Annotated in this window: 25 protein-coding genes; 21 read left to right on the top strand and 4 right to left on the bottom strand. The window is 53.4% G+C overall.

Translation table 11 applies throughout. The annotated features are described in order from the left end of the window. Positions 1-197: 197 nt before the first annotated feature. Entirely contained in the window at positions 198-2180 is a 1983-nt protein-coding gene (locus tag L1F29_RS21525; RefSeq protein ID WP_258384097.1) for a heavy metal translocating P-type ATPase, read from the top strand. A 38-nt stretch (positions 2181-2218) separates the two neighbouring features. Here the strand turns inward: L1F29_RS21525 and L1F29_RS21520 are convergent, their stop codons facing one another. Continuing rightward, positions 2219-2392 carry a hypothetical protein gene (locus tag L1F29_RS21520; protein ID WP_258384096.1) on the bottom strand — a complete coding sequence of 58 codons (174 nt, stop codon included), beginning with the start codon at positions 2390-2392 and terminating at the stop codon, positions 2219-2221. A gap of 332 nt (positions 2393-2724) precedes the next feature. On the opposite strand from L1F29_RS21520, the gene L1F29_RS21515 reads away from it, so the two are divergent. From L1F29_RS21515 to L1F29_RS21475, 9 genes are all read left to right on the top strand, one after another. After that, positions 2725-3186: a DUF2663 family protein gene (locus L1F29_RS21515; protein ID WP_258384095.1), complete on the top strand. Its 462-nt coding sequence runs from the start codon at positions 2725-2727 to the stop codon at positions 3184-3186. A 307-nt stretch (positions 3187-3493) separates the two neighbouring features. Then, a complete protein-coding gene (locus tag L1F29_RS21510; protein ID WP_258384094.1) occupies positions 3494-5563 on the top strand; it encodes a bifunctional aldolase/short-chain dehydrogenase in 2070 nt (689 codons plus the stop codon). 18 nt (positions 5564-5581) lie between these two features. Continuing rightward, positions 5582-5956 carry a sensory rhodopsin transducer gene (locus L1F29_RS21505; protein WP_258384093.1) on the top strand — a complete coding sequence of 125 codons (375 nt, stop codon included), beginning with the start codon at positions 5582-5584 and terminating at the stop codon, positions 5954-5956. Between the two features lie 16 nt (positions 5957-5972). Further along, positions 5973-7253: an L-rhamnose isomerase gene (gene rhaA, locus L1F29_RS21500; RefSeq protein WP_258384092.1), complete on the top strand. Its 1281-nt coding sequence runs from the start codon at positions 5973-5975 to the stop codon at positions 7251-7253. A 50-nt stretch (positions 7254-7303) separates the two neighbouring features. Next, complete coding sequence (locus L1F29_RS21495) at positions 7304-8773, top strand: rhamnulokinase (RefSeq protein ID WP_258384091.1); 1470 nt, start codon at positions 7304-7306, stop codon at positions 8771-8773. A 39-nt stretch (positions 8774-8812) separates the two neighbouring features. Then, entirely contained in the window at positions 8813-9574 is a 762-nt protein-coding gene (locus L1F29_RS21490) for a DeoR/GlpR family DNA-binding transcription regulator (protein WP_258384090.1), read from the top strand. A gap of 154 nt (positions 9575-9728) precedes the next feature. Continuing rightward, entirely contained in the window at positions 9729-10451 is a 723-nt protein-coding gene (locus tag L1F29_RS21485) for a (Fe-S)-binding protein (RefSeq protein WP_258384089.1), read from the top strand. Between the two features lie 2 nt (positions 10452-10453). Then, positions 10454-11965, top strand: a complete 1512-nt coding sequence (locus L1F29_RS21480) for a LutB/LldF family L-lactate oxidation iron-sulfur protein (protein WP_258384088.1) — start codon at positions 10454-10456, stop codon at positions 11963-11965. Then, positions 11958-12689 (top strand): LutC/YkgG family protein, encoded by a 732-nt coding sequence (locus L1F29_RS21475; protein ID WP_258384087.1) that lies wholly within the window; start codon positions 11958-11960, stop codon positions 12687-12689. The genes L1F29_RS21480 and L1F29_RS21475 overlap by 8 nt, the downstream gene beginning before the upstream one ends. A 94-nt stretch (positions 12690-12783) precedes the next feature. On the opposite strand, the gene dgoD is transcribed toward L1F29_RS21475, so the two are convergent. Further along, a complete protein-coding gene (dgoD, locus tag L1F29_RS21470; RefSeq protein WP_258384086.1) occupies positions 12784-13932 on the bottom strand; it encodes a galactonate dehydratase in 1149 nt (382 codons plus the stop codon). 18 nt (positions 13933-13950) lie between these two features. Beyond that, the gene (locus L1F29_RS21465) at positions 13951-14628 is read right to left on the bottom strand and encodes a FadR/GntR family transcriptional regulator (protein ID WP_258384085.1); all 678 of its coding nucleotides are present in this window, start codon (positions 14626-14628) and stop codon (positions 13951-13953) included. Positions 14629-14950: 322 nt separating this feature from the next. Here L1F29_RS21465 and L1F29_RS21460 point away from each other — a divergent pair, with 322 nt between their 5' ends. The 6 genes from L1F29_RS21460 (at position 14951) to L1F29_RS21435 (ending at position 20570) form a co-directional block, all read left to right on the top strand. Next, the gene (locus tag L1F29_RS21460; protein ID WP_258384084.1) at positions 14951-15496 is read left to right on the top strand and encodes a nucleotidyltransferase family protein; all 546 of its coding nucleotides are present in this window, start codon (positions 14951-14953) and stop codon (positions 15494-15496) included. 39 nt (positions 15497-15535) lie between these two features. Then, positions 15536-16171, top strand: a complete 636-nt coding sequence (locus tag L1F29_RS21455) for a pyridoxamine 5'-phosphate oxidase family protein (protein WP_258384083.1) — start codon at positions 15536-15538, stop codon at positions 16169-16171. A gap of 225 nt (positions 16172-16396) precedes the next feature. Further along, a complete protein-coding gene (locus tag L1F29_RS21450; RefSeq protein WP_258384082.1) occupies positions 16397-17134 on the top strand; it encodes an IMP cyclohydrolase in 738 nt (245 codons plus the stop codon). Positions 17135-17160: 26 nt separating this feature from the next. Continuing rightward, entirely contained in the window at positions 17161-19113 is a 1953-nt protein-coding gene (locus L1F29_RS21445; RefSeq protein ID WP_258384081.1) for a dihydroorotate dehydrogenase, read from the top strand. 175 nt (positions 19114-19288) lie between these two features. Further along, positions 19289-20002, top strand: a complete 714-nt coding sequence (locus tag L1F29_RS21440) for a gamma-glutamyl-gamma-aminobutyrate hydrolase family protein (protein ID WP_258384080.1) — start codon at positions 19289-19291, stop codon at positions 20000-20002. A 55-nt stretch (positions 20003-20057) separates the two neighbouring features. Continuing rightward, entirely contained in the window at positions 20058-20570 is a 513-nt protein-coding gene (locus L1F29_RS21435; RefSeq protein ID WP_258384079.1) for an NUDIX domain-containing protein, read from the top strand. Between the two features lie 16 nt (positions 20571-20586). Here L1F29_RS21435 and L1F29_RS21430 read toward each other — a convergent pair whose 3' ends face one another. Further along, positions 20587-22341 (bottom strand): methyl-accepting chemotaxis protein, encoded by a 1755-nt coding sequence (locus L1F29_RS21430; RefSeq protein WP_258384078.1) that lies wholly within the window; start codon positions 22339-22341, stop codon positions 20587-20589. A gap of 269 nt (positions 22342-22610) precedes the next feature. Between L1F29_RS21430 and L1F29_RS21425 the strand changes: the two genes are divergently transcribed. The 5 genes from L1F29_RS21425 (at position 22611) to L1F29_RS21405 (ending at position 25991) form a co-directional block, all read left to right on the top strand. Then, the gene (locus tag L1F29_RS21425; RefSeq protein WP_258384077.1) at positions 22611-23108 is read left to right on the top strand and encodes a GNAT family N-acetyltransferase; all 498 of its coding nucleotides are present in this window, start codon (positions 22611-22613) and stop codon (positions 23106-23108) included. 75 nt (positions 23109-23183) lie between these two features. Further along, positions 23184-23942 carry a GNAT family N-acetyltransferase gene (locus tag L1F29_RS21420; RefSeq protein ID WP_258384076.1) on the top strand — a complete coding sequence of 253 codons (759 nt, stop codon included), beginning with the start codon at positions 23184-23186 and terminating at the stop codon, positions 23940-23942. 60 nt (positions 23943-24002) lie between these two features. Next, positions 24003-24392, top strand: a complete 390-nt coding sequence (locus tag L1F29_RS21415) for a VanZ family protein (protein ID WP_258384075.1) — start codon at positions 24003-24005, stop codon at positions 24390-24392. Between the two features lie 34 nt (positions 24393-24426). Continuing rightward, complete coding sequence (locus tag L1F29_RS21410) at positions 24427-25134, top strand: HAD family hydrolase (protein WP_258384074.1); 708 nt, start codon at positions 24427-24429, stop codon at positions 25132-25134. A 26-nt stretch (positions 25135-25160) separates the two neighbouring features. Next, positions 25161-25991 carry an HAD-IIB family hydrolase gene (locus L1F29_RS21405; protein WP_258384073.1) on the top strand — a complete coding sequence of 277 codons (831 nt, stop codon included), beginning with the start codon at positions 25161-25163 and terminating at the stop codon, positions 25989-25991. The last annotated feature ends 18 nt before the right edge of the window (positions 25992-26009 follow it).

Below are 26009 nucleotides of genomic sequence, written 5' to 3'. Positions count from 1 at the left end.
TCCCAACCTTATACCAGCTATTTACTTTTCACTCGTTCTAGATTATAATTATTATTATAAAGTTTCCCTGATGAAACATAATTGAATCTAGACAAGATGAGTATGGTTCTCATTTGACGTGCTGTCCCTAATTAGGGGCAGCATGTTCCATTTTTAGGGGTTCAATAATGGGACTCATTCTCAAATAGAGAGGAGTGATGGCAATGATTTCAGCCATGCAAACGACAGAAGCAAAGGTCGGCGACAAGGAGATCCCGGAGACAGGAGGATCGCTGCCGGGCAAGCTGAAGGATACATTCAGCCGATACGGCGAAGGAATCGCGGCATTAATGAGCGGTATTATCATAGCTGCCGCTTGGAGCATTAACGATATTTCTTATACCTGGTCGGTTATTCTATATTCGTGCGCCTTTCTCATCGGCGGGTTCGCCAAGGCGAAGGAAGGCTTGCAAACCTTGATCTACGAGCGGGATCTTGATGTCAATCTGCTTATGCTGGTCGCAGCGATTGGAGCGGCCAGCATCGGTTATTGGACCGAAGGCGCAGTGCTGATTTTTATTTTCTCGTTGAGCGGCGCTCTGGAGACCTACACAATGGATCGCAGCAGACGCGATATCTCCGCCTTAATGGAGATGAAGCCTGAGACCGCCGTGGTTTACCAAGACGGGATCGAGACGGTCGTATCCATCAATGAGCTGAAGGTCGGCGACAGAGTTATCGTTAAGCCCGGCGAGAGCATTCCTGCCGATGGCGTCGTCGTGGAAGGCTATTCAGCCGTTAACCAGGCTTCGATCACCGGGGAGTCGATTCCGGTGGATAAGGATGCCGGCAGCGAGGTGTTTGCAGGTACGTTGAATGGTCAGGGCGCATTGTTTATCGAAGTGAGCCGCCCGGGGGAATCGACCCTGTTCGCCAAGATCATTCGCCTCGTCCAAGAAGCTCAAAGCGAGAAGCCGGTATCGCAATTGTTCATGGAACGATTCGAGCGCATATACGCAAGAGCCATTATTTTCATTAGTATGCTCTTAATCGTTCTTCCGCCGGTAGTTATGGGCTGGTCGTGGGAAGAAACGTTCTATAAAGCGATGGTCTTTCTCGTTGTTGCATCTCCCTGCGCCTTGGTCGCCTCGATCATGCCCGCCATGCTGTCGGCGATATCGAGCAGCGCCAGGAAGGGTCTTCTCTTCAAAGGCGGCGCGCATCTTGAGAATCTCGCCCGTACGAAGGTGATCGCTTTTGATAAGACGGGAACGTTGACGACGGGACAGCCGGCGGTAACGGATTCGATTCCGCTGCAAGGCTATAGCGAGCATGAGATGCTGCAGATCGCGGCTTCGCTTGAAAGCTTGTCGGAGCATCCGCTTGCGCAAGCCATCGTTGATAAAGCGAAGGAGCTCGGCGTAAGGCTTGATCGTCCGAAGGAATTTACAGCCCGCACGGGATGGGGGCTAGAGGCGCAGCTGGCAGGGGAAACATGGAAAATCGGCAAGCCGTCATTCTTGGAGGCATGTCACCATACCGATGAGCTGACTCAAATCATCCATCGACTTGAGGAAGAAGGAAAAACGGTGACTGTTCTGCATCATTCGAAGGGAGCCGTCGGAATCATTGCACTCCGGGACAGCATACGCGCCGATGCCAAGCAAGCCATTGCATCCTTGAAGAAGCAGGGAGTTCTAGTTGCCATGCTGACCGGCGATCAGAGGAAGACTGCCGAGACGATTGCCCGTGAAGCGGGTATCGACATGGTGTACGCCGAGCTGCTGCCGGAGGACAAAGTGAATATCGTTAAGGAATTGAAAGGCAAGTACGGCCATGTCGCCATGGTCGGAGACGGTGTAAATGACGCTCCGGCGCTGGCGACCGCAACAGTCGGAATCGCAATGGGCGCAGCAGGAAGCGACGCGGCGCTTGAAACGGCCAACCTCGTCCTGCTGAAGGATGACATCGGCAGAATCGCCGATGCGATCGCGCTTGGCAAACGTACGGCTAAGATCGTCAAACAGAACATTATATTCGCCATCAGCGTGATTACGCTGCTCATCGCCGCTAACTTTATCGAAGGCATCGCGCTCCCGCTCGGCGTCATCGGACATGAAGGAAGCACGATCCTCGTTATCCTGAATGGACTGCGGCTGCTGCGTCAGCCGAACAAAACCAGAACCAATACCGCGATATAGAAAAAAAGAGCTGCCTGCACGAATGTACCTTCGTGCGGTCAGCTCTCTTGCGTTTGAGCGGGGGATTGAACGCTGGATACCAGGACAGGTCGCCCTGCGGTTCTTCTTCTGCGTATTTCCTGATTCTTGCGGTCGTGATCCATTGCCATGAACAAGCATAGCGAACCCAGGGCAACGAGAATCATGGTGGTCGCGGGCAGCAAATAACTCAATTGCACCGACTCCTTCATACGGTTGAAATGATAATCATTATCATCATTTTAGCCGATTCTCAAAAATAATCAACCTTTTTTTTGAAGGACGGCACAAAGAAATTTGCAGGAGTATCGACTGCTTATTACCTGATGTTCTTGCCTAGCCTCTTGTCCGTGATAGGACTTAGCCAGACAAAGAGCAGTATGCTCGAAGGGGATGTACGGTGAAGAATGCGTTCAAGGTTCCATTTTAAAACGATATATTATAGAAACGAAATGACCGGCAGCTGAGGAGCGGTGTACTGTTCCGGCATTACTTCGGCATATACATGCATTGAGGTGATGGGACAATGATTAGCGTGCGCGAAGTGATGGATCGAATCGAGATGCTGCCGATAGCGGAAGATACGAAGCTGCTGGTCAAGGAAATCGTCGACCGGAAGCAGAAGGTTGATCATATCCGATGGATGAACCGGATCTTGGCCGTCGTCAATTTAGGCATAGCCGGTGTCGTCATGTATTGGATGTACAGACTCAGTCTGATTTCGAGCCAAGATATCTTTATTTCGTTTCAGTATCTGGGCAAGAGCAGGGCATCCCTCCTATTCATCGTCGTAGCGCTGTCCGTCTTCATCTATTCCGGCATGTTAACGAAAGAGTATAAGAAACAGAAACAAAAGTACGACGAGCTCCGCAAAGAAACCATCGATAGGCTGAGAGCCAAATGGGACATCACGGAGGAGTCCAAGCTGCGCGATGAAATATCCAGACTGCTCGATAAACGGGATATCAATATTCGATTTCTCAGCTGATCGTGGGGAAATCCGACCTCATAGTAGCCGCAGAACCTTTCGCTTGCGCTTGCGTGCGCGGCGAAAGGTTTTTTGGGTATTGCCGGTATGCGCTTCGGGAGGACGCTGTGATTTCACTCACTAGATCGGAGCCCGATAACAGTTTAAACCAATTGAAACAAAAAACAATTCACAGATAGGTGTACCAGATCATCCTAATTCGACGATGAATCATTTCCGTTTTCGCTTGAAAAAAACTATTTTCAAAAATAAACAAATATGATAGGATGAAAACAAACATAAATAAACAACAACCGGAGGTAAATGAATGGTACAATCATTGTGGGACAAATCGAAGGCATCCGAGCTTCAAGGCGGACTTGACGAACTCGTTTACCGGTCGAATATTATCGGTTCCGATCGTCGGGTATGCAACTGGGGCGGCGGCAACACGTCCAGCAAGACGGTCGTGAAGGATTTCCGCGGCCGCGACATTGAAGTGATGTACGTGAAGGGCAGCGGATCGGACTTGGCAACGATGAAAGCCGGCAATTTTACCGGACTTCGCATGGACGACATCCGCCCATTGTTTGACCGCAGCGAAATGTCCGATGAGGAAATGGTGGCTTACTTGGCGAACTGCATGATCGATGCCAAGCACCCGCGCGCTTCCATCGAGACGCTTCTGCATGCATTCCTGCCGTTCAAGCACGTCGACCATACGCATCCGGATTCTATTATTAGCCTATGCTGTGCGGATAACGGCAAAGAAATCGCCCGCGAAATTTTCGGCGACCGTTTCGTATGGGTACCCTATGTGCGCCCGGGCTTCACGCTGTCGAAGATGATCGCGGAAGGCGTTCTGGGGAATCCGAAGGCCGAACTGGTACTGATGGAGAAACACGGTTTGGTCACTTGGGGCGAAACGTCGGAAGCGGCTTACGCACAGACGATTAAGATCATCAGCGAGGCTGAAGCGTTCATCGAAGCGCGCGTGAAGGAAGACAAGCTCTTCGGCGGCTTGAAGCACGCGGCACTGGCGGCAGAAGTCCGCAGAAGCATCGCATCGCAAGTTATGCCGGTTATACGCGGAGCGGTCAGCGATGCGAAGCAGATGATGCTCTCGTTCGACGATCAGGACGATGTGCTTCAGTTCGTAGGCGGCCAAGATTCTCCTTCTCTGTCTCAGGTTGGCGCGGCTTGCCCGGATCACCTGGTTCATACGAAGGTCGTTCCGCTGTTTATCGACTGGACGCCGAACGCGGATGACGTGGATGGACTGAAAGCGAAGCTCAAGGAAGGCATCGCGGCTTACAAAGAGCAGTACAAAGCATACTTCGAACGGAACCACAACGATGGGGACGTCATGTTCGAAGCTGCGCCGCGCGTTATTCTGATCCCCGGCGTCGGCATGATCAATACCGGCAAGAGCTGGGCAATGTCCCAAGTAAGCGGAGCGCTCTACCACCGCGCAATTGCGGTTATGCGCGGCGCAACGGCGCTTGGCAATTTCGTTTCGCTGAGCGAGAACGAATCGTACAACGTGGAATACTGGCCGCTTGAGCTGTACAAATTGTCGCTCGCGCCGGCAGAAGCCGAGTTCTCCCGCAAAGTCGCGTTCATCACGGGCGGCGCGGGCGGCATCGGCAGCGAAACGGCTCGCCGTCTCGTATCCGAAGGCGCTCATGTCGTATTGGCCGATCTGAATTTGGAAGGCGCTCAGAAGGTAGCCGGCGAAATCAATGAAAAGTATGGCGAGAATCGGGCCATCGCCGTTAAAATGGACGTAACGAGCGAAGAGCAAATCGCAGCAGCTTATGCGGATACTGCGCTTACGTATGGCGGCGTAGATATTATCGTCAACAATGCCGGATTGGCAACCTCCAGCCCGTTCGACGAGACCTCGCTGAAGGAATGGAATTTGAATATCAACGTGCTTGGCACAGGCTACTTCCTTGTTGCCCGCGAAGCGTTCAAGCTTATGAAAGAGCAAGGCATTGGCGGCAACATGGTGTTCATCGGCTCCAAAAACTCCATCTTTGCCGGCAAGAACGTGACGGCATACAGCGCCGTCAAAGCGCTCGAAGCGCATCTGGCACGCTGCATCGCCACGGAAGGCGGAGAGTTCGGCATTCGCGTCAACACGATTCTGCCGGATGCGATCCTGCAGGGCTCCGCGATCTGGAATTCGAACTGGCGCAATGAGCGGGCAGCCGCTTACGGCATTGAGCCGGATCAGCTGGAAGACCATTACCGCAAACGCACGACGCTGCTTGTCAATATCTATCCACGGGATATCGCCGAAGGCATTGCCTTCTTCGCATCCTCGAAATCCAGCAAGACAACCGGCTGTATGCTGACGATTGACGGCGGCGTACCGGCGGCATTTACTCGATAAGAAGGGTGGCACTTATCCATGTCTAAAGCAAGAGGCGAGAAAGTCTGGTATATTCCTGACGGTTTCATTCCCCCAACGAGCGCGGCTGGCGCTTATGAGAGCCATGAATCGGTATGCGTGCTGAACACGTCCACCGAGGAAGCGCTATTGAAATTCACGATCTTCTTCGAGGATCGGGATCCGATTGAGAACATTCTCGTCGTCTGCCCCGGTCGCCGGACCAGACATATCCGCACGAGTTCGCTAAGTCACGAAGGGACGTCGATTCCGGTCGGCGTTCCCTACGCGATCGAAGTGATCAGCGACATTCCGGTTATCGTGCAGTACAGCCGGCTTGACGCGACGCAGGCTGAGAACGCTTTAATGACAACATTGGGCTATGCCATCAAATAAGGAGGGAACAACAACTATGCAAACGTCGATTGAAAAAAGCTACGAAGAGGCGAAGAGCCTTTACCAGAAACACGGAATTGATGTCGATCAAGTGCTGGAAGCGCTGGAGAAAATCAAAGTATCGGTTCACTGCTGGCAGGGCGACGATGTTCGCGGCTTCCTGTTCCAAGATCAAGAATTGACCGGCGGCATCTCGGTAACAGGCAACTATCCCGGCGCAGCCCGTACGCCGAAGCAGCTGCAAGCGGATATGGAGAAAGCGTTCTCGCTGATTCCAGGCAAACATAAAGTCAATCTTCATGCTATTTATGCGGATACGAATGAGAAAGTGGACTTGGACCAGCTGGAACCGAAGCATTTTCAAAGCTGGGTGGATTGGGCGAAGGAGCAAGGTCTCGGTCTTGACTTCAACCCAACCTGCTTCTCGCATGAGAAATCGAGCGACGGCTTCACGCTGAGCCATCCAGACCCGGAAATTCGCCAGTTCTGGATCGACCACTGCATCGCATCGAGAAAAATCGGCGCTTACTTCGGTGAACAGCTGGGACAAACATGCGTAACGAACGTGTGGGTTCCAGACGGCTATAAAGACGTTCCTGCAGACCGGATGGCACCTAGACAGCGCCTGAAGGATTCTTTGGATCAAGTATTCGCGGAAGAGATTGACCCTAAATACAATCTTGACGCAGTTGAAAGCAAGCTGTTCGGCCTTGGTTCCGAAGCATACGTAGTCGGCTCCCATGAGTTCTACATGGGCTATGGCATTACGAACAATAAGCTGATCTGCCTCGATGCCGGCCACTTCCATCCGACCGAAGTCATCTCGAATAAATTGTCTTCGCTGGCTCTGTTCACGGACGGCATCCTGCTGCACGTCAGCCGCCCTATGCGTTGGGATAGCGATCACGTTGTCGTTATGGATGACGAGCTGATGGAAATCGGCAGAGAGCTTGTTCGCAACAACCTGCTGGAAACGACGCATATCGGCCTCGATTTCTTCGACGCCAGCATCAACCGCGTAGCGGCATGGGTGATCGGTACGCGCAATACGATCAAGGCGCTGCTGCGTGCTATGCTGGAGCCGGTAGAAGCGTTGAAGCAAGCCGAGCTTGAAGGCGATTATACGACACGCCTTGCCCTGACGGAAGAATTCAAGTCCTATCCATTCGGCGCAGTATGGGATTACTATTGCGCGAAGCAAGGCGTCCCGGTCCGCGAAGAGTGGCTGGCCGAAGTGAAGACATATGAGAAAGAAGTTCTGCTGAAACGCGAAAACGAGGCTGCTGTCGTAAAATAGCAGCTGTACTCCTTCCGGAATGACTACTTAATTAAGGGCGGTGCCGACAGGTGAGTATTCTCGCATTTGATTTAGGAGCGAGCAGCGGCAGAGCGTTACTCGGCCGTCTCACGGACCGCAAGATCGAAGTGGAGGAGCTTCACCGCTTCCCTAATGACCCGGTGCAGGTGGGCGACCGCCTGCATTGGGACATTCTTCGTCTGGTTCACGAGATCAAGCAAGGGCTGCTCAAGGCGAAGCATCAAGACATTGCGCTGAAGAGCATCGGAATCGATTCGTGGGCGGTCGATTTCGGCTTCATCGATAAGAATGGCGAGCTGGTGGGCAATCCGTATCATTACCGCGACCGTCAAACGGACGGAGCGATGGAAGCGCTGTTCGCCGAGCTGCCGGCCAAGGAAATATTCGGACGTACAGGCATTCAGTTCCTGCAGTTCAATACGATCTTTCAGCTATACGCGCTGAAGAAGGCGAATTCGCCGTGGCTGCAGCAAGCGGATCGCTTTCTCATGATTCCGGACCTGCTTCGTTATTTCTTAACGGGTGACATGTATAATGAATTCTCCAACGCCACGACGACGCAGCTGTACAATCCCATTAAAGGAAATTGGGATGGAGAGCTGCTGGATAAGCTTGGTATCCCGCAATCGTGGTTCGGCCCAATCCTTCAGCCGGGCGCGAGCGCAGGCAAGTTAAGACACTCAGTCTGTTCCGAGCTTGGCATCGACTCGATTCCGGTCTATGCCGTGGCGGAGCATGATACGGGTTCAGCGGTCGCCGCCGTTCCCGCATTGGATCGTTCCTTCGCTTATTTAAGCTGCGGAACGTGGTCACTGATGGGAACCGAAGTCGATCAGCCCGTCATTAACGACCTGGCCGGCGAACTCAATTTCACGAACGAAGGCGGCGTAGACGGCACGTTCCGGCTGCTTAAGAATATTATGGGCCTGTGGGTGCTGCAGGAGAGCAGACGGGAATGGGAACGGACAGGGAAGTCTTATACGTTCCCGGAGCTTGTCGCTTCAGCCGAGAAAGCGGCTCCATTCGCGGCATTCATCGATCCGGACGACCCGATGTTCCTGCATCCGGGCGACATGCCGGCCCAAATCCGCAGCTACTGCCTGCAGACAGGCCAGCAGCCGCCGGAGGATGTCGGTGCGATTGTCAGGTGCATTCTGGAGAGTCTTGCGTTAAAATACCGTTATGTGCTTGAATTGACAGAGCGTCTGTCCGGCAAGCAATTCAACGGGCTTCATATGGTAGGCGGCGGTATCCATAATACGCTGCTGTGCGCATGGTCGGCTAATGCCATCGGCAAGCCGGTATGGGCAGGACCAGCCGAAGGCAGCGCGATCGGCAACCTGGTCGTGCAGTGGATCGCGCAGGGCGAGCTCGCCGACATCTGGGAAGCGCGTCAAGTCATCCGCGAATCGTTCCCGGTGACGGTGTACGAACCCGAGAACCGTTCCGAATGGGAGCAGGCTTACGGCCGGTTTTTGCAGATAACAAGGCTGGCTTAAGGTATGTCGTTAACATTTTGTTTTGAAAAGAGGTAAGTTATGCTTGTTGCGGAGCGTTATGAGAAAATTGTTCAGCTGGTGAATGAAAGAGGAAGCATCCGGGTATCCGAATTGAGCGAGCTGTGCCATGTCACGGAGGAAACGATCCGCCGCGATCTGGACCGCCTCGAAGCGGGCGGGCGTTTGCGCCGCTCCCATGGGGGAGCCGTCAGCGTGAAGGATCAGCAGCAGTCCGAGATCCCTTACTTCGAAAGGGAGATCATTCACGCGGAAGAGAAGAAGCGGATCGCCGAAGAGGCCATCAGCCGCATTCAGCCGCATGACCGGATTCTGCTTGATGCAAGCTCGACCGCATGGTATATGGCTTCCATCGTACCCGATATTCCGCTCACCGTGCTGACCAATTCGATCAAAGTCGCAATCGAGCTGAGCAATAAAGATAAGATTGAAGTCATTTCCACAGGCGGATTAATGGCGCAGCGGTCGTTGTCCTATGTCGGACCGCTCGCCGAACGCTCACTCGATGCGTACCACGTCAATAAAGTGTTCCTATCCTGCAAGGGCGTCCACCTGGAGCGGGGGATCAGCGAATCGAACGAGCTTCAAGCGCGGATCAAGGAGAAGATGATCGGCATTGCCGATCAAGTCATTATCCTGGCCGATGCGAGCAAGTTCGGGGTTAATGCGTTTACGCACGTCGCGGATTTGTCCAGCGTGAATGAGATCATTACCGATGCGCGCATCCCGCAGGAAACGGTCACGATCTTGAAGGAACGCCATATCGAAGTGACGACGGTTTGATCCAAATGAATGATGCAAGGGCAGCCCCGTCGCTTCAATGGCGGGGTCTCTTTTTATACCCATGTCCAAATCTGAATGTTGGTTGCAATTTGTTGTTGCTAAGATGTCTGATAACCTGATAAAATGATGCCAAACAAACAGCGAGGTGTTACCCTTGAAAGTTTCCCTATTCATTACTTGTATGAGCGATGCCATTTACCCGCGGGTGGGTGAGGCGATGGTGCGTCTGCTTGCCCGTTACGGGGTTCAGCTGGACTTCCCGAAGGTGCAGACATGCTGCGGCCAGCCTGCTTTTAACAGCGGTTACTGGGAAGAAGCGCGCGCAACGGCAGCGACGATTCTGGATGCTTTCGAAGACAGCGACTTTGTTATCTCGCCTTCCGGCTCTTGTACCGGCATGATACATCATTACCCGAAACTATTCGAGAAGGATCCGGTTCAGCTCGAGCGAGCGAAGGAACTGCAGGACAAGTCGTACGAGTTCACTCAATTTCTTGTTAATGTATTGGGTGTGACGGATGTGGGGGCCAGCTTCCCGCATAAGGTGACGTACCATCCTTCATGCCACGGAAGCCGTCTGCTTGGCGTTAAGGAAGAACCGATAACGCTGATGAAGCACGTGAAGGGCCTTGAGTTGGTACCGCTTCCTTTTGCCGAAGACTGCTGCGGGTTCGGCGGCACATTCGCCGTGAAGATGGCGGACATCTCAGGCGCCATGGTGACCGAGAAGGCCGATCACGTACTCGAATCGGAAGCGGAAGTGCTGGTCGGTCTGGATATGGCTTGCCTGATGAATATCGGCGGCAATTTGCGTTACCGGAATGAACCGGTACGAGTCATGCACTTGGCGGAACTGCTTTACGAAGGAGTGAAATAAGCATGAGTACGACGGGAACGGCAGGTACGGTTAAAGAGCGTGCGGATTTGGCGCTTAACGACGATTTCTTGCGCAAAGCGGTCCGGTTCACGACCGAAAGGCTTCGCAACGGGAAGAAGAAGGCATCCGAGGATCACGGCAATTGGGATGAATGGCGGGAGCGCGGCCGGCAGATCCGGCTGCATACGATCGCTCATCTTGATTATTATTTGAATCTATTTACGGAGAATGCCCGTGCGAACGGCGTTCATATCCACTTTGCGGATACGGCAGCGGACGCGGTTAAGATTGCGCTGGCGATAGCCGAACGCAAACAGGCGAAGACGATCGTGAAGTCGAAGTCCATGGTAACCGAAGAGCTGCATCTTAACCATCATCTCGAGAAGATCGGCGTAGAAGCGATTGAAACCGATTTGGGCGAATATATCATTCAGCTCGCGGGAGAGACGCCATCCCATATCATCATCCCTGCCATCCATAAGAACCGCTATCAGATTGCGGATCTCCTATCTGCGGATGCGGGCGAGACGCTTGCGCCGGACACCACTGTACTGGCTGGATTTGTACGCAAGAAGCTGCGCGAGAAATTTCTGGAGGCCGATATCGGGATGACGGGCTGCAATTTTGCGATTGCGGAGACCGGCTCCATGGTCCTGTTCGAGAACGAAGGCAATGCGCGTATGGTAACGACGGTACCGAAGACACAGATAACGCTGATGGGCATGGAACGGATTATTCCTTCCTGGACGGATCTGGAGGTCATGGCTACGCTGCTTCCGCGTTCCGCCACCGGACAGAAGCTGACGGTCTACATGTCCGGCATTTCGGGTCCCCGCCGCTCCGAAGACGCTGACGGTCCGGAAGAAATGCACATCATTATTGTCGATAACGGACGTTCCTTACAGCTCGGCGATCCTGAATTCCAGGAGCTGCTTAACTGTATCCGCTGCGGCGCTTGTCTGAACGCTTGCCCGGTTTACCGCCACATCGGCGGTCACGCTTATGGCGGCACGTACAGCGGTCCGATCGGCGCCGTTCTGACGCCGTCGCTGCAGAAGAACGTGGCCGAATGGGACGATATCGCAAACGCGTCCAGCTTATGCGGAGCCTGCTATGAGGCTTGTCCTGTGAAAATTCCGCTGCATGATATGCTGGTTTACTTGCGCAGGCGGAAGGTCGAGGCAGGTCATGGCAACAAGATCGAGAGCATCGGAATGAAAGGCTTCGCCTCGGTGATGGGTGGTTCGAAGCGGTTCCGCACCGTCATTAATCTGGGCAAGCTGGGCCAGAAGCTGGTCGTCCGCAGCGGGGAAATCCGGACGAAGATCGGGCCGCTGAAGGGCTGGAACAGCTATCGCGTCACACCGAGCATACCGAAGGAAACGTTCCGCGATCGATGGGGAACCATCGAGGAAGAGATTCGCCATGGCCTGAAGGAGATGGATCCGGCGGTCCGCAAGCGTATGGAAGCGGCCGTGAAGAATAGGGATAAAGGGGGACACGGCCATGGCTGAGCCGCAAACACATCAACAATGGCTGGATGAGCTGGAAGCGGAGTCCCGCTCGAAACAGGAGAAGTTCATGAACGGCATTGCCGCCAAGCTGGGACGGCCGAGAGTAACGGATGCGCCGAAGCACCCCTTCCGCGGGGCGCCTGACTTCTGGAACAAATTCGAATGGTCGCAGGACGAGCGCATACAACAGTTTACGGAGAACTTCAAGGCTGCTGGAGGACATGTTGCCCGGCTAACGGACATGGAGGCGGCGAAGCAGTTCATCGTAGACAAAGCCAATGCGATGAGCGCGAAATATATCGTGCGGCAGAATCAGGCGGAGCTAGAGGCGCTCGGGCTTGAAGGAGCGCTTCCCGATGCGTCCATATCCGCCTGGAACAGCGATCCGGGCCAGTCGTGGAAAGCACGCGCCGCGGAAGCGGATTTCGGCGTCGTCATCGCAGATTATGCGGCAGCTTACACGGGATCGGTAACGGTATTGTCCTCCAAGGATAAAGGCCGTTCCGTCAGCTTGCTGCCAACCGTGCTGATGGTCATTATTCCGCTGGAGCGTCTGAAGACGCGGCTGGGCGAGATACTTCCCGACTTCGACCGTGCCGGAAGGGCTAACTTGCCGGCAGGCATTCACTTTATTTCCGGTCCAAGCCGTTCGGCCGATATCGAGAACGATCTGACGATCGGCGTACACGGTCCGGGTATCGTCTACGCGCTCATCGTCGGTTAAAGTGGAGTAGCAGTATTTGCGATAGCACAAAGACAACAAACGCGCGGCGATCGGTTCACGATTGCCGCGCGTTTTGTGTGCCATTACCGGAAACTTACCACTCCGCTACGCTGCCGTCCTCGTGACGCCAGAGCGGATTCTGCCACCGATGGCCGATCTGTGCCATCTTGCGCACCTGCTCCTCGTTGATTTCGATGCCGAGGCCCGGCCCCGGAGGAATGGTGACGAAACCATCTTTATATTCGAAGACGGTATGATCGCTAATGTAGTCAAGCAGGTCATTGCCTTGATTATAATGAATGCCGAGACTCTGTTCCTGGATAAAGGCGTTGTGGCAGGTCGCATCCACCTGCAGGCAAGCGGCCAGCGCGATCGGGCCGAGCGGGCAATGAGGCGCCATCGCGACATCATAGGCCTCCGCCATGGAAGCGATCTTCTTGCATTCCGTAATGCCACCGGCATGCGACAGGTCCGGCTGGATAATGTCCACGTAGCCGTCAGCCAGCAGCGATTTGAAATCCCAACGCGAGAACATCCGCTCGCCGGTTGCGATCGGGATATTCGTCGCATGGGCGATTTCGCGCAAGGACTCGTTGTTCTCGCTCAATACGGGCTCCTCGATGAACAGAGGCCGGAACGGCTCCAGCTCCTTCGCAAGCACTTTGGCCATCGGTTTATGAACGCGTCCATGGAAGTCGATCCCGATCCCCATATAAGGACCAGCAGCCTCGCGGACTGCGGCGACCCGCTCCAGCACCTGATCGATCTTCTCATGCGTATCGACGTACTGCAGCTCCTCCGTACCGTTCATCTTAACCGCAGTGAAGCCCGCTTCCTTGGCACGCAGCGCGGAAGCGCCGACATCGCTTGGCCGGTCGCCGCCGATCCAGGAATACACCTTCATCTTCTCGCGGCAGGCGCCTCCCATCAATTGATAGACCGGGGCGTTGAAAAACTTGCCCTTAATGTCCCACAACGCTTGGTCGATCCCGGCGATGGCGCTCATTAGAATAGCGCCGCCCCGGTAGAAGCCGCCCCTGTACATGACCTGCCAATGGTCTTCAATGCGCAGCGGATCCTTGCCGATCAAATAACCGCTCAGCTCTTCCACGGCAGCCTGGACGGTGTGGGCTTTTCCTTCCACGATGGGCTCTCCCCATCCGACGATGCCCTCGTCGGTTTCGACTTTCAGGAACAGCCAGCGGGGCGGCACGACGAAGGTTTCCATACGGGTAATACGCATAGCTCGTTATTCTCCTCTCTATTGGGCGATTGCCTTCTTCACGGCTGTAATCATATCGCTGATGTGGGTTTTCATGAGCGAGCGGGCTTGATCCGGTTCGCGTTCCTCAATCGCAATCGCAATCAGCTTATGGTAGCTGGCTGCCTTCGCCTTGCTGTGAGGAAGCTTGTTCGTCTCGCGGCGTCCTTGGGCCGACAGATCGGAGATCGCGGACAGCATCTGCGACAGAAGCGGGTTGTTGGCACCCTCGGCTATCGTTACATGAAACTTAAGGTCGGTGGCATAGTGATCGATGCCTTCCCGAATTTCCTCCTCCATCCGTAATGCCAGCATGCGGATCTCCTTCACCTGGGAGGGCGTGGCCCGTTCTGCGCAGAAGGCAGCCAATTCCGGTTCGAGTACGATGCGGGCTTCCAGCAGCTCCAGCAGCGTGCTCTCTTCCAGTTCGCGCAGCTTGCCCGCGGGATCGTCCAGCAGGCCGGGGTCATTCTGGATATAGATGCCGCGTCCATGCTCCACGCTCACGATGCGCTGGTTCTCGAGCACCCGGAGCGCCTCGCGAACCGCGGTCATGCTGAGACCGAACTCGGCTGCCAGCTGCTTCGTTGTCGGAAGGCGCACGCCAGGCTTCCATTCGCCGCTCGAAATCTTCAGCTTCACACGCTCGATAATCGCCTCGTGGGCCAGCTTCTTCATAGCAGGCTTCTCTTCCCTTCGCTCCATAAAATCTCTACTCAACGGTAAAGATCATATCTATTTTCATTAATGATATGATCTATTAGAAGATGTTGTCAACGGCGTATTTCAACCGGCTATTAGGATTCAGGAAATTCGGGAACAGCTGCGACCGCAACAACATTCGGTCTGCGATGCGGGCTGTGATCCAATCCTTTATTTTTTCGATTAATATAGAACGTTCTGTTACGAATATTTTCAAAAAATGGGTGCTGTGTTATAGTGAATCCACTTGAATGGCGGTTATCCTGACGGAGAAGAAATCATGAGGTGAACACGAAGCATGGAACGGTTATTGAGAAGCTATATTATGGAACATCCGGCTATGTTGGACGATTTAAGACACGTCCGGGAACTGGAGCTTCCCGATGGTTACGTGGCGGCAGGCTACATACGCAATTATGTATGGGACAGACTGCATCATGATGACATCCGCTCCGCTCACAACGATGTTGATGTGGTCTACTACGATCCGAATATTCTTGGCGAGGAGCGGGATCGGATCCTGGAACAGTCGCTTATCGCTGCAACCGGCAATGGGAAGTGGTCGGTGAAGAATCAAGCGCGCATGCATATGCGCAATAAGGAAACCGCGTACACTTCTGTAGAAGATGCATTAAGCCGTTGGCCGGAGACGGCTACCGCAATCGGCATCAGGCTCGAATGGAACGATGAGCTGAGCATATGCTGTCCTTACGGGCTTGATGACTTATTCAATATGATCGTGAGACGAAGTCCCTTATTTGCGGACAGAGCCTACTATTTGAAGCGTATTGCGGATAAACGATGGAAGCAATTATGGCCAAGCCTAACCATTATTGAGGACTGATATACGGTTAAGGCATGAGATACGAGGGGGAGAAGGAAGATGAATCTGCACCGTTTCAAGGAGACGATCACGACAGAAGACGAGCTTCGCCAGCTGCTTGGTTATCCGAACCCGATTGTCCAGCAGAAGACGATAACGAATATCGATGCGCATTGCCGCGCATTTATCGCGCGATCGCCGATGGTCTATCTGGCGACGTCGGACGGACAGGGATCATGCGACGTATCGCCAAGAGGAGACGCGCCGGGATTTGTGCTCGTTGTGGATGAGAAGCATCTTCTCATCCCTGAGCGTCCGGGTAACCGCAAGATGGATTCCTTTCTCAATCTGCTGGAAAATCCGCAAGCCGGCCTATTATTCATCATCCCCGGTCTGGAAGAGACGCTTCGGATCAACGGGCGGGCAAGTATTATTACAGACCCGGAGTGGATGGAGAAGATGAGCTCGCATGGGAAAATCCCAAAGCTGGCCATTGCTGTCGAAGCGGATGCTTGCTATTTTCATTGCGGCAAAGCGTTCCGTCGGTCGGAATTATGGAAGCCCGAAACATGGCCAGACCTTTCTTCCATGACCCCGGTCGCGAAGATGCTTGCTGATCATGTCGGTTCCGCCGACATCACCGCCGAGACGGTAGCTCAAGGGCTGCAGGATAGCTACGCGAATAGACTGTATTAGCAGGTGGAGCCGGCCTAAGTGTGTAGAGTGACAGGTTGGGCAAATGAAGGAAAACAAGCATTCAAAACAGGTTCTTAAGATGATAAACTATCTGTAAAACAACGTGCGAGCCGATCATCTTGTTTAAGTAAGAGAGGGACGTATCGGGTAGTGAAGTTCAAGATTCGAATAAGCTGAAGACCGCGAGAAGCGCGGTCCTATCTAAAGCGTATAAGGAGCATACGAATGCTTGCATCTGCTCGATTCGCCAATCATGCAGCACATCTAGGCAGCATCCCTTGTCCCGGTCGCGGAATCATAATCGGACTCACGCCATCGCAATGTCACTATGTGCAAGTGTACTGGATTATGGGGCGCAGCGAGAATAGCCGCAATCGAATATTCAAGCAGGAGGGGACCTCTGTCGTTAACGAGGCATACGATCCGGCAAAGATGACCGACCCTTCGTTAATCATCTACCGCCCGATTATGGAAGAGGGACCCTACCATATCGTGACCAACGGCGATCAGACCGATACGATCGTGAAAGGCTTGAAGACCGGCGTTTCGTTCGAGACGTCTCTGCTTGCCCGCGAATACGAGCCGGATCCGCCTCATTATACGCCCCGTATATCGGGGGTGATCGATATGAATCATCGGAATTATACGCTATCGATATTAAAGACTGCCAATCAACAACCAGGTTTATGTATACGGAATTTCTATAAGTATGACCGATTTACGCCGGGAACGGGACATTGCATTCATACTTACGCACGAGAGGAAGATGGTGTGCTGCTAACCTATGCCGGAGAACCGTACGAGCTTCCGCTTCCCGAGACGATTGAGGAATCGCTGTCCTATTATTGGTCACTGCTCGATGAGCATAACCGCGTATCATTGCTGGTCAAGCACATCGATGCCCGGACCGGAGCAGCGAAGCTCGGAATTATCAATAAACATGAGACGGGCGTAGAGAAATAAGAATTGCTATAAAGGGGGGGACTTTTATGCCTGATTGGTCGTACCAGACCTTATTCCGTCCTCTGTTGTTTCGTCTGCCTGCACGGCTGGCCAGAACGTTAACCCTGCACGCAATGGGCGGTCTTAGCCGAATTCCCGGCGGGTCGCTCGTCATCCGGACACTCGGCCACATGGAAGTGTCCCCGCTGCTCGAACAGAAGCGGCTTGGCCTCGATTTGAAATATCCGATTGGACTTGGCGGCGGCGTCGATCCGCATGGAACGGCCCAGCGTGCGCTCGCCCAATTCGGATTCGGCTTCACGGAAATCGGCCCGATCACAATGGAGCCAATCCGGTCTGACCAACCGGTTGAATTGGACATAACAGAGGAAGCGATTCGATATCCTTCCGCACCGGTCAATGACGGTCTTGCCGCTATTGTAGAACGGCTGAAGGATGAACGCGAGAATCCGCTGCCTGCATTCTGCCGGCTTCGTCCTATGCCGGGGTCAGCGCCGGAAGAAGCGTTGGATCAGGTGCGAAGGATGCTGGAGGCGCTGAAGCCATTCGCAGCCGGTTTCTACTTGGACTTACCCAGCGGAAGCTGGCCGTCTGACGTCATGGATGCTTATACGCTGGATGTGCTGCGGTTAACGAAGGAGCTAGCGCCGGATAAACCCGCATTGGTATATTTGCAGCCCGATATGGACGATCGCGAAATGATGTCGCTGCTCGGGAAGCTGAACGAGGCCGGACTTCATTTCGAAGGCGCTGTCATTGGCGATACGGTGACTGCGGGCGATAGACGGCTAACCGGCCGGGCTATAAAAGCGTCCGTAATGCGGAAGCTGCAGCGGATTCGATCCGAATACGCGATGGAATCAATCGCTTTAATCGCTGCGGGCGGCGTGCATGAGCCGCAGGATGCGCTTGATCTGACCGAAGCCGGTGCCGATCTCGTGCAGCTTCATAGCGGGCTTGTATTCTCAGGACCCGGTTTGCCCAAGCGCGTGAATGAAGCGATTCTCTACCGGATCGTGTCCGGCCTGCCGGCACCGCCGCTTCCTGCGTTCTGGCAAGGGTGGGGCTGGATGTGCCTGCTCGGTATCGGCATGATAATCGGCGGCATAATCGCGTGGATCATTGCCGCGACGTCCGTCGTACTTCCCTATGACACGGCTTTTCTATGCGCGGATGCGGAGACGATCGCAAGCATCAACGAGCGGCTGCTGCCGTTCATGTCGCATGACCGCATCACACTCGCAGGTACGATGCTCTCCATAGGCGTGCTCTATTATCAGCTCGGAAGGTATGGGCTGCGAGAACGGCTGCATTGGGCGCGAACGGCTCTGATGGCATCCGGGATCGTAGGCTTCAGCAGTTTCTTTCTCTACTTGGGGTACGGTTATTTCGATCCTCTTCACGCAACTGCGGCGGCAATCTTGCTACCGATGTTCATATTGGCCATGAGGGACAGGCAGGAGGAGCCCTATCGCCGCAAGACGAATATCATGAACAGCCGGCAATGGAGGTTGGCGCAGCGGGGACAGTTCATGATGGTCGTTCTGGGCGTGTCGCTCGTCATTGGCGGATTTACGATATCGACGGTAGGCATCACGAAGGTGTTCGTGCCGGAGGATTTGGAATATCTCATGACGACTGCCGCCGTACTCGAATCCGCTAACCCCAATCTGCTGCCTTTAATCGCACATGACCGCGCCGGATTCGGCGGTGCCTTGCTGTCGAATGCGATAGCGCTGGTAGCAACGGCGTTATGGGGCATCCAGCAGGGAGCCCGGTGGTTGTGGTGGACGTTTCTGGGAGCGGGCACGCCGGCGTTTGTCGCGGCATTCAGCGTTCATATGTATATTGGGTATATGGATTTCTGGCATCTGTCACCGGCGATATTCGCTTTACTGCTGTACATGCTTGGTCTTATTCTACTCTATCCCTACCTAATGCGGCCTGTTTCGGATTCGAAGCATGCTAGAGTCTCTTAATACGCTAGAGCCGCTAGCCGTGCCGATTTATCGTGACGGGTCAAAATCAATATAAGCAGAAGGTCAAGAAGCATAATGAAGATTCCGCCTGGGAGCGGACTATAGTACATTCGTTTTGCTGCAGCCATCGGTTTATGGACCATAGAAATGTAACCATAGCTAAGGGGGCGTCAGGATGGACGCAGAACAAGCGGCAGTTCGTCAGAGAAAGCCTGTTATCGGCGTAACAAGCTCGCAGGAGGATGGCGCGGTTAATAGTACGGAATGCACGTTGCGTGCCGGAGGCTTGCCGCTTATCGTTCCGTTAGGCGGAGAGATGCATGACATCGTTCAATATGCGGAGCTCATCGACGGGCTGCTGCTGACCGGGGGAGCCGATGTGGATCCTTTCTATTACGGGGAAGAACCGCATCGCGGATTGGGACGCATAACACCGGAGCGGGACCGGCTGGAAATCAGGCTGACCCAGGAATGCTTGCGGCTGAAGAAGCCGATCTTTGCGATATGCCGCGGGATTCAAGTGCTCAATATCGCGGCAGGCGGTTCACTATATCAGGATATCGAACGGCAATGCGAGGGGATTCAGCATCGGCAGCAAGCGCCGGCAACCTACCTGGCGCATACGGTAGACGTTAAGGCCGGGTCATTGCTTCACCGTATTGCCGGGGAAGAGCAATTCCGGGTGAATACGTTTCACCATCAAGCCGTAAACAAGCCGGCTGCCGGCTTTACGGTCGCCGCAACCGCCAAAGATGGAATTATCGAAGCGATCGAGAGCGACTCGCATCCTTTCGTCCTCGGCGTGCAATGGCATCCGGAGACGTCTGCTGCCGTAGATGAGATATCGCGAAAGCTATTTGAGGCATTCATTCAAGCATGTAAAAAATAATTCATTTGCTGGACATATTCACGGATTCATGCAGATGCTGGGGGGGCACAGGGGCGTGACGATTCGAACGAGACAGATGGCGGTAGCGTTTCTGTTCCATGACGGCAAGGTGCTGTTGATGAAGAAGCGGGCGTCAAAATGGCAGCGCCAGACCATTCCGTTCTACAGCGGAATTGGCGGGCATATCGAAACCGATGAGCTGAACGATCCGCTCGATGCCTGCTATCGGGAAATCGAAGAAGAGACGGGGCTAAGGCGCGAGGATTTGAGCGACTTGAAGCTGAAGTATATTCTGCTCAGGCTGAAGGGCGACGAGATGCGTCAGCAATATGTCTATGCCGGTCGAACGAAGCATACGAACGTGGTCGAATCCGATGAGGGGGAGCTGGGCTGGCACACGCCCGAAGAGGCCCGCGGATTGCGCTCTTCCGCTATTCACCATGCCGTATTTGACCACTATATGGAAAACCCGGACCGTGAGCACATCTGCACGGGCACGATGTCCGTCGATAGTGACGGACGGCCGTTCGTGCACTGGAATGCGCTCATCGATCCGGGGGTGTTCTAGTTAGGCGGGCGTCAGGCTATACGCGGAATCGCTCGATGGTCTTATTCAAAGCGGCCGCCAATTGACGAAGCTGCTCGGAAGAACTGGCGACTTCCTCCATGGCGGCAAGCTGCTCTTCAGAAGAAGCGGCCACATTCTCCGCATTATTGGACGAGACGGAAGCAATCCGCTCCAGTTCTTCAAGCGACGCTGCGATCTGCTCGCTCCCTGCCGACATCTGCTGCGATGCGGCCGATACTTCCTGAACCTGCTCGGATACTTGGCGTATCGCGGTGACGATATCACGGAAGGTATCGCCCGCTTGATTGGCAACGGATGTGCCGGTGCGGGCTTCCTCCATCGATTGCTCCAGGGAGGCGACGGCCTGCGAAGTGCGGGAGCCGATTCCTTGGAGAATGGATTCGATCTGCTCCGAGGACTCTTTGGAACGCTCAGCCAGCTTGCGAATTTCATGCGCGACAACGGCAAAGCCCTTGCCGTGCTCTCCAGCGCGGGCCGCTTCAATCGAAGCGTTGAGAGCCAGGAGATTCGTCTGGTTGGCTACATCGGCAATGAGCGTCATAATTTCTCCAATGCGGCCGCTCAGCTCTTTCAATTCATGAATGGTTCCCACGGATTTCGATAAATTGCTCTCGATGGTTTGCATCTGGCTGACTGTGCTTGCCATAACCGTCTCACCGGAGGCAGCGCTTGATGTCGTTTCCGCAGCCAAGTCCGAAACGACCGATGAGGATTCCGCAATGCGCTGAATGCCTGCCGCCATTTCGGTCATCGCACGCTGGCATTCTTTGGAGCTCTGCAGCTGCGTATCCGATCCGGCCGCTACTTGTTGAATGGCTTCGGTTATTTCCGAAGTCGCCTCTGCCGTCTGCTTGGCGCTGTCCTGAAGGTAAGCCGCCGACTCGGATACCTCCGTGGACGTCGATCGAATGTTGCGGGCAAGATCACGAAGCGAGGCAATCATGGCGTTGAAGGATTCAGCGGCTTGACCGATTTCGTTGCCGCTTGTCACGGGAACCGCGACCGTTAAGTCGCCTTGTGCCGCAAGCTTGGACAATTCGGCGAGCTTGCGCAGCGGCCGTACGATGATACGGATCAGCACGATGACAATCAGGACGGAGACGAGCGTAAATATAATGCCCCCTCCAATATTGGTCCATAGCATGACCGAGAGGTCCTTCTGAACGAGTCCGTAGTCGAAATCGATGCCGAACAGGGCGATGACCTTGCCGTCTTTATCTTTGACCGGTGTCAGATAGGAAATCCAATCTCCCATTGAATCCGTGAACGTATCGGTAATCGCCCATCCATCTCGCATGGCGGCTTCATAGCCTGCCAGGAAGATCGGGCTAAGCTCGTAATCGATACCCGGAAGCAGGCCTGAGTCGGTGAGACTCTGATTCTCCTGAATGTTGGTAAGGAATACTTTGCCGTCTCGTTCGATCTTGTCCGGCATAAACACATACGAGTTCGCCACCAGCTTGCTCTCCGACATGGCATCCAGCTGCTTCTTCAAGGTCAAGAAGGCAGCGGCATCAGTTCCCTGCTTGTCCGCAATCATGTCATGCGCGGTTTTCAATGAGGAGCTGTTGGCTCTGATTTGGGCCGCAAAGCTCATTCCATACTGCTCAAACTCATTCAAATAAGCCTGCCGCTGCTGGTAGTATCCTAACCACGTGCTTGAACCCAAAATAACGGTGAACAGGACGGATAACATCACGGAGCTCGTGAATAGCAGGCTTTTCGATTTGAAGTATTTCATAATGACCATATAGTTCCACCTCTCGCTGTAATAAGATATTTATCGTCTAGCCTGGCGCAATGTAATAGAGGGAGAATGCAATTTTTTTTGTAATGTTAGGTGTCCGAAAGAGAGGGTATAATAGCTGCAGACAAGTATATCAAGAAACGATTAGAAATCTTTCTAATGAATGTTAGAATTAGTTAAGCAGATTCAACTGAGGGCAAATCGTTTCGCTTGCTTCAGCTGCCATGTTTCATCCATTCGTTCAAACGATATCGAAGATATAGAGGTGCATCATGAATAACAAATCGATGGTTGATTATAACGAATCCTATCTGGAACAAGCGAGGGGCACATACAATTATTACGTAGAGAATACAACGGTATCGTTCGATCTTGAACCGGTGACGGCGGAGCAGATGCATCAGCTGATCAAGCCGATGAATGAGCGTTACCGCACACTGATAATACAGTCAGATGGCCAGTATGCGGGTTACATCTTGTTTACGCAGCATAAAAAGAAAGCCGCTTTTCAAGTGACGGCGGAAGTTACGATTTATTTGGATCCGGCGTTCGGCCGACGGGGGATCGGCAGCTATGCCATACCTTATGTCGAGCAGTTGGCGCGAGAACAAAACATTCATTCGTTCGTAGCTACGATTTGCAGTGAGAACGAGGGAAGCATCCGGTTGTTCGGCAAGCTTGGCTATATGCAATGCGCCCACTATAGGGAGGTTGCTTATAAATTCGGCCGCTGGCTTGATTTATTGTCTTTTCAAAAAAGATTCGATTAACCGGTTTGTTTTAAAATACACAATGATGTATATTTATACAAAACTCTTCTTAATTTAGGAAAGAGGATGCTATAAATGTACAAAGAGATCGAGGAAGCTGCGTTGAACGCATGGCCCGCCTTGCGTACCATCCTGCGCGACGGGTGGCTGCTGCGCGTGTCCGATGGGTATACCAAACGTTCTAACTCTGTCAGTCCAATCTATGAGGCTTGCCGGTGCATCGAAGTCGAAGGACGAATTCGCGATGCGGAACGCTTCTATGCGAACGCCGGACTGAATGCCGTATTCAAGCTAACCCCTTTCGTTCACCCTCCATCGCTGGACGAACTGCTGTCGCAATCCGGTTATAAGCTCGTTGATCCTTCATGCGTAAAGCTGCTCACGCTTGACGAAGAGCCTTACGCAGCATATAGCAATGGCAATGTTCGCATTGAAGAATCATTTACGGAAGGCTGGCTGGCAAACGCTGCGGCTCTCCTTGGACTATCGCCCAGCCAAACGTCGGTAACGCGAGAGCTGCTTGGCTCATCGCCGTTGACTCAAGGCTTTGCGGCAGTATATGTGGATGGAAATCCGGTTGCATGCGGAATTGGAGTCGTCGAGGGAAAATATATGGGCCTGTTCGATATCGTGACGGCGCCGGAATACCGTAACCAAGGTTACGGACAGCAATTAATCCGTCAACTGCTCGATTGGGGCAAATCCCGCGGAGCCTCGGCCTGCTATTTACTCGTCGTCGAGAATAATAAGCCGGCTGTTCGTTTGTATGACAAGCTCGGCTTTGAAACGATATACAGGTACTGGTACCGCGTCAAGCCGCTGGCGCAAATATGAGACCAAGAAGAGGAGAGGAACCTTGTCAAGCTCTTAAGAGTGTTTACGGCCGTCCTTATCATGGCTTATACCGGCTTGCTGCTCTATTGGATGTTTATCGGCTTTGGCAGAAGCTATGTATCCGATGGCGGTTATCGATATAATTACGTTCCTTTCCAAACGATCAAATTATATTTCCATCACGCCAGCCACTTTAGGCTTAAAATGTGGTTTATCAATATTGTCGGCAATGTGGCGGTATTCATACCGCTTGGCATCGCGATCCCGTATTTGCTGCAGTATGGCTTCTTTCGGTTCATGTTCCGGTTTATATTGGCTCTCTTCGTCGTGGAGACGCTTCAGATGGTGCTCAAACGCGGAAGCTTCGATGTCGACGATATTATCTTGAATTCTACAGGAGCGATCATCGGCTATTTGATCTATCGGTCGATCAGGGCGATACGGTTTTAATACGGCTTATTTATGCGGGGGAGTGAAGTGTTGAATGTATAAAGCTATTTTGTTCGACCTGGACAACACACTTCTCGACTATACGTCCAGCGAGCTGGATGCCATGCGCCGCGCGATCGATCATCATCGGCTGCCGGAGCTCTCCGGATTCGAATGGGAAACGTTCCGGGCTGTATTTGCTCCTATTAACTGGACCTACTGGAGCGAACGCGTCGAGCGGCAAATTCACATTAGTCAGGTGCTTCAGTACTCATTCCGGGACACGTTAATCCAGATGGGCTTCGATCCTTCCCTCTCCGATCCGCTGGCCAGTACATATTGGAAGCTGTTCTGCAGCACATGCCACGTGATGGAGGGGGCGCAAAATGTTCTCGTATCTCTGCACGGTCACTATCCGCTCGGCATTATCTCCAATGGCATCGGCGAAGCTCAGCGCGCCAGGCTGAAAACAGGCGGCATGGACCATTATTTTGACCATCTCTTCATCTCGGATGAGGTGGGCTTGTGGAAGCCGGACCGCGCCATATTCGATTCGGCCGTCCGGGCATTCGGCGTGGACCACTCGGAGGTCCTATTCGTGGGAGATTCACTGCAGGATGATTACAGAGGGGCGGCTAGCTCCGGAATTGATTTCTGCTATTATAATTCTGAAGGTTTAACGGCAGGAGAGGCATATACGCCGAAGTTCGCGATACAATCTCTATCCGAATTGGCTTTGCTGTTGAATAGGAGTTCATTCTAAATAATGGTCTGCGGGAGGGAAGCGCGTTGTCGGTCTTGTACATCTCGGATTTGGATGGGACGCTGCTCAATGACGAGCAGCAAGTCAGTCCGGAAAGCGTGAAGATTCTGAATGCATTGATTGGACGTGGCCTCCTGTTTACGGTAGCTACGGCGCGATCGGCCGAATCCGCTTCATGGCTGCTTCGCGATCTTACACTGCGTCTTCCCGTTGCCTATATGAATGGCGTATTCATTCATGATCCCGTAACGAAGCGAAACATCCGTTCTAATTTCTTATCTGGAGCACTAACGGCGGAAGTACTGGCCGCTTATGAACGGAGCGATCTGCTGCCGCTTCTGTACACATTGGACAGATATGACGTCCCGCATGTGTATTACAAGGGAATCCGGAATGAAAGCGAAGAGAATTATATTACGAACCGCACCAAGCTGGGGGATTCGAGGTTTCGGATGGTTGACGGCTTCCCCGATTTCACCGTGGAGTCGGTTATGACGGTGAATGCGATTGACACGCAAGAGCGCCTTCAGCCTGTCTATGAAGCATTCCGTTGCCGCAGCGAGGTGATCTGCCACTTCGGGCCGGATATATATACGCCGGGCTATTACTGGCTCGAGATCGCCAACAGCCAGGCGAACAAGCGCGAGGCCGCGCTGTTTCTGAAACAGTATGCCAAAGCTGACAAGCTTATATGTTTCGGGGACAGCCTTAATGATCTGCCGATGTTCGAGGCGGCGGACGAGAAGTACGCGGTGTCCAATGCGCATGAGAGGGTCATTCAAGCGGCTACGGGAACGATCCTGACCAATGCGGAGCATGGAGTCGCTCATTATCTGGCAGCTTTGCGAAGTATATGAATGGAACGTCAAGAAAGG

It is taken from the genome of Paenibacillus spongiae (genome assembly GCF_024734895.1).
Taxonomy (GTDB): Bacteria; Bacillota; Bacilli; order Paenibacillales; family Paenibacillaceae; genus Paenibacillus_Z; species Paenibacillus_Z spongiae.
The sequence above is the reverse complement of the archived record's forward strand: the minus strand, read 5'-3'. Positions and strand labels throughout refer to the sequence as shown.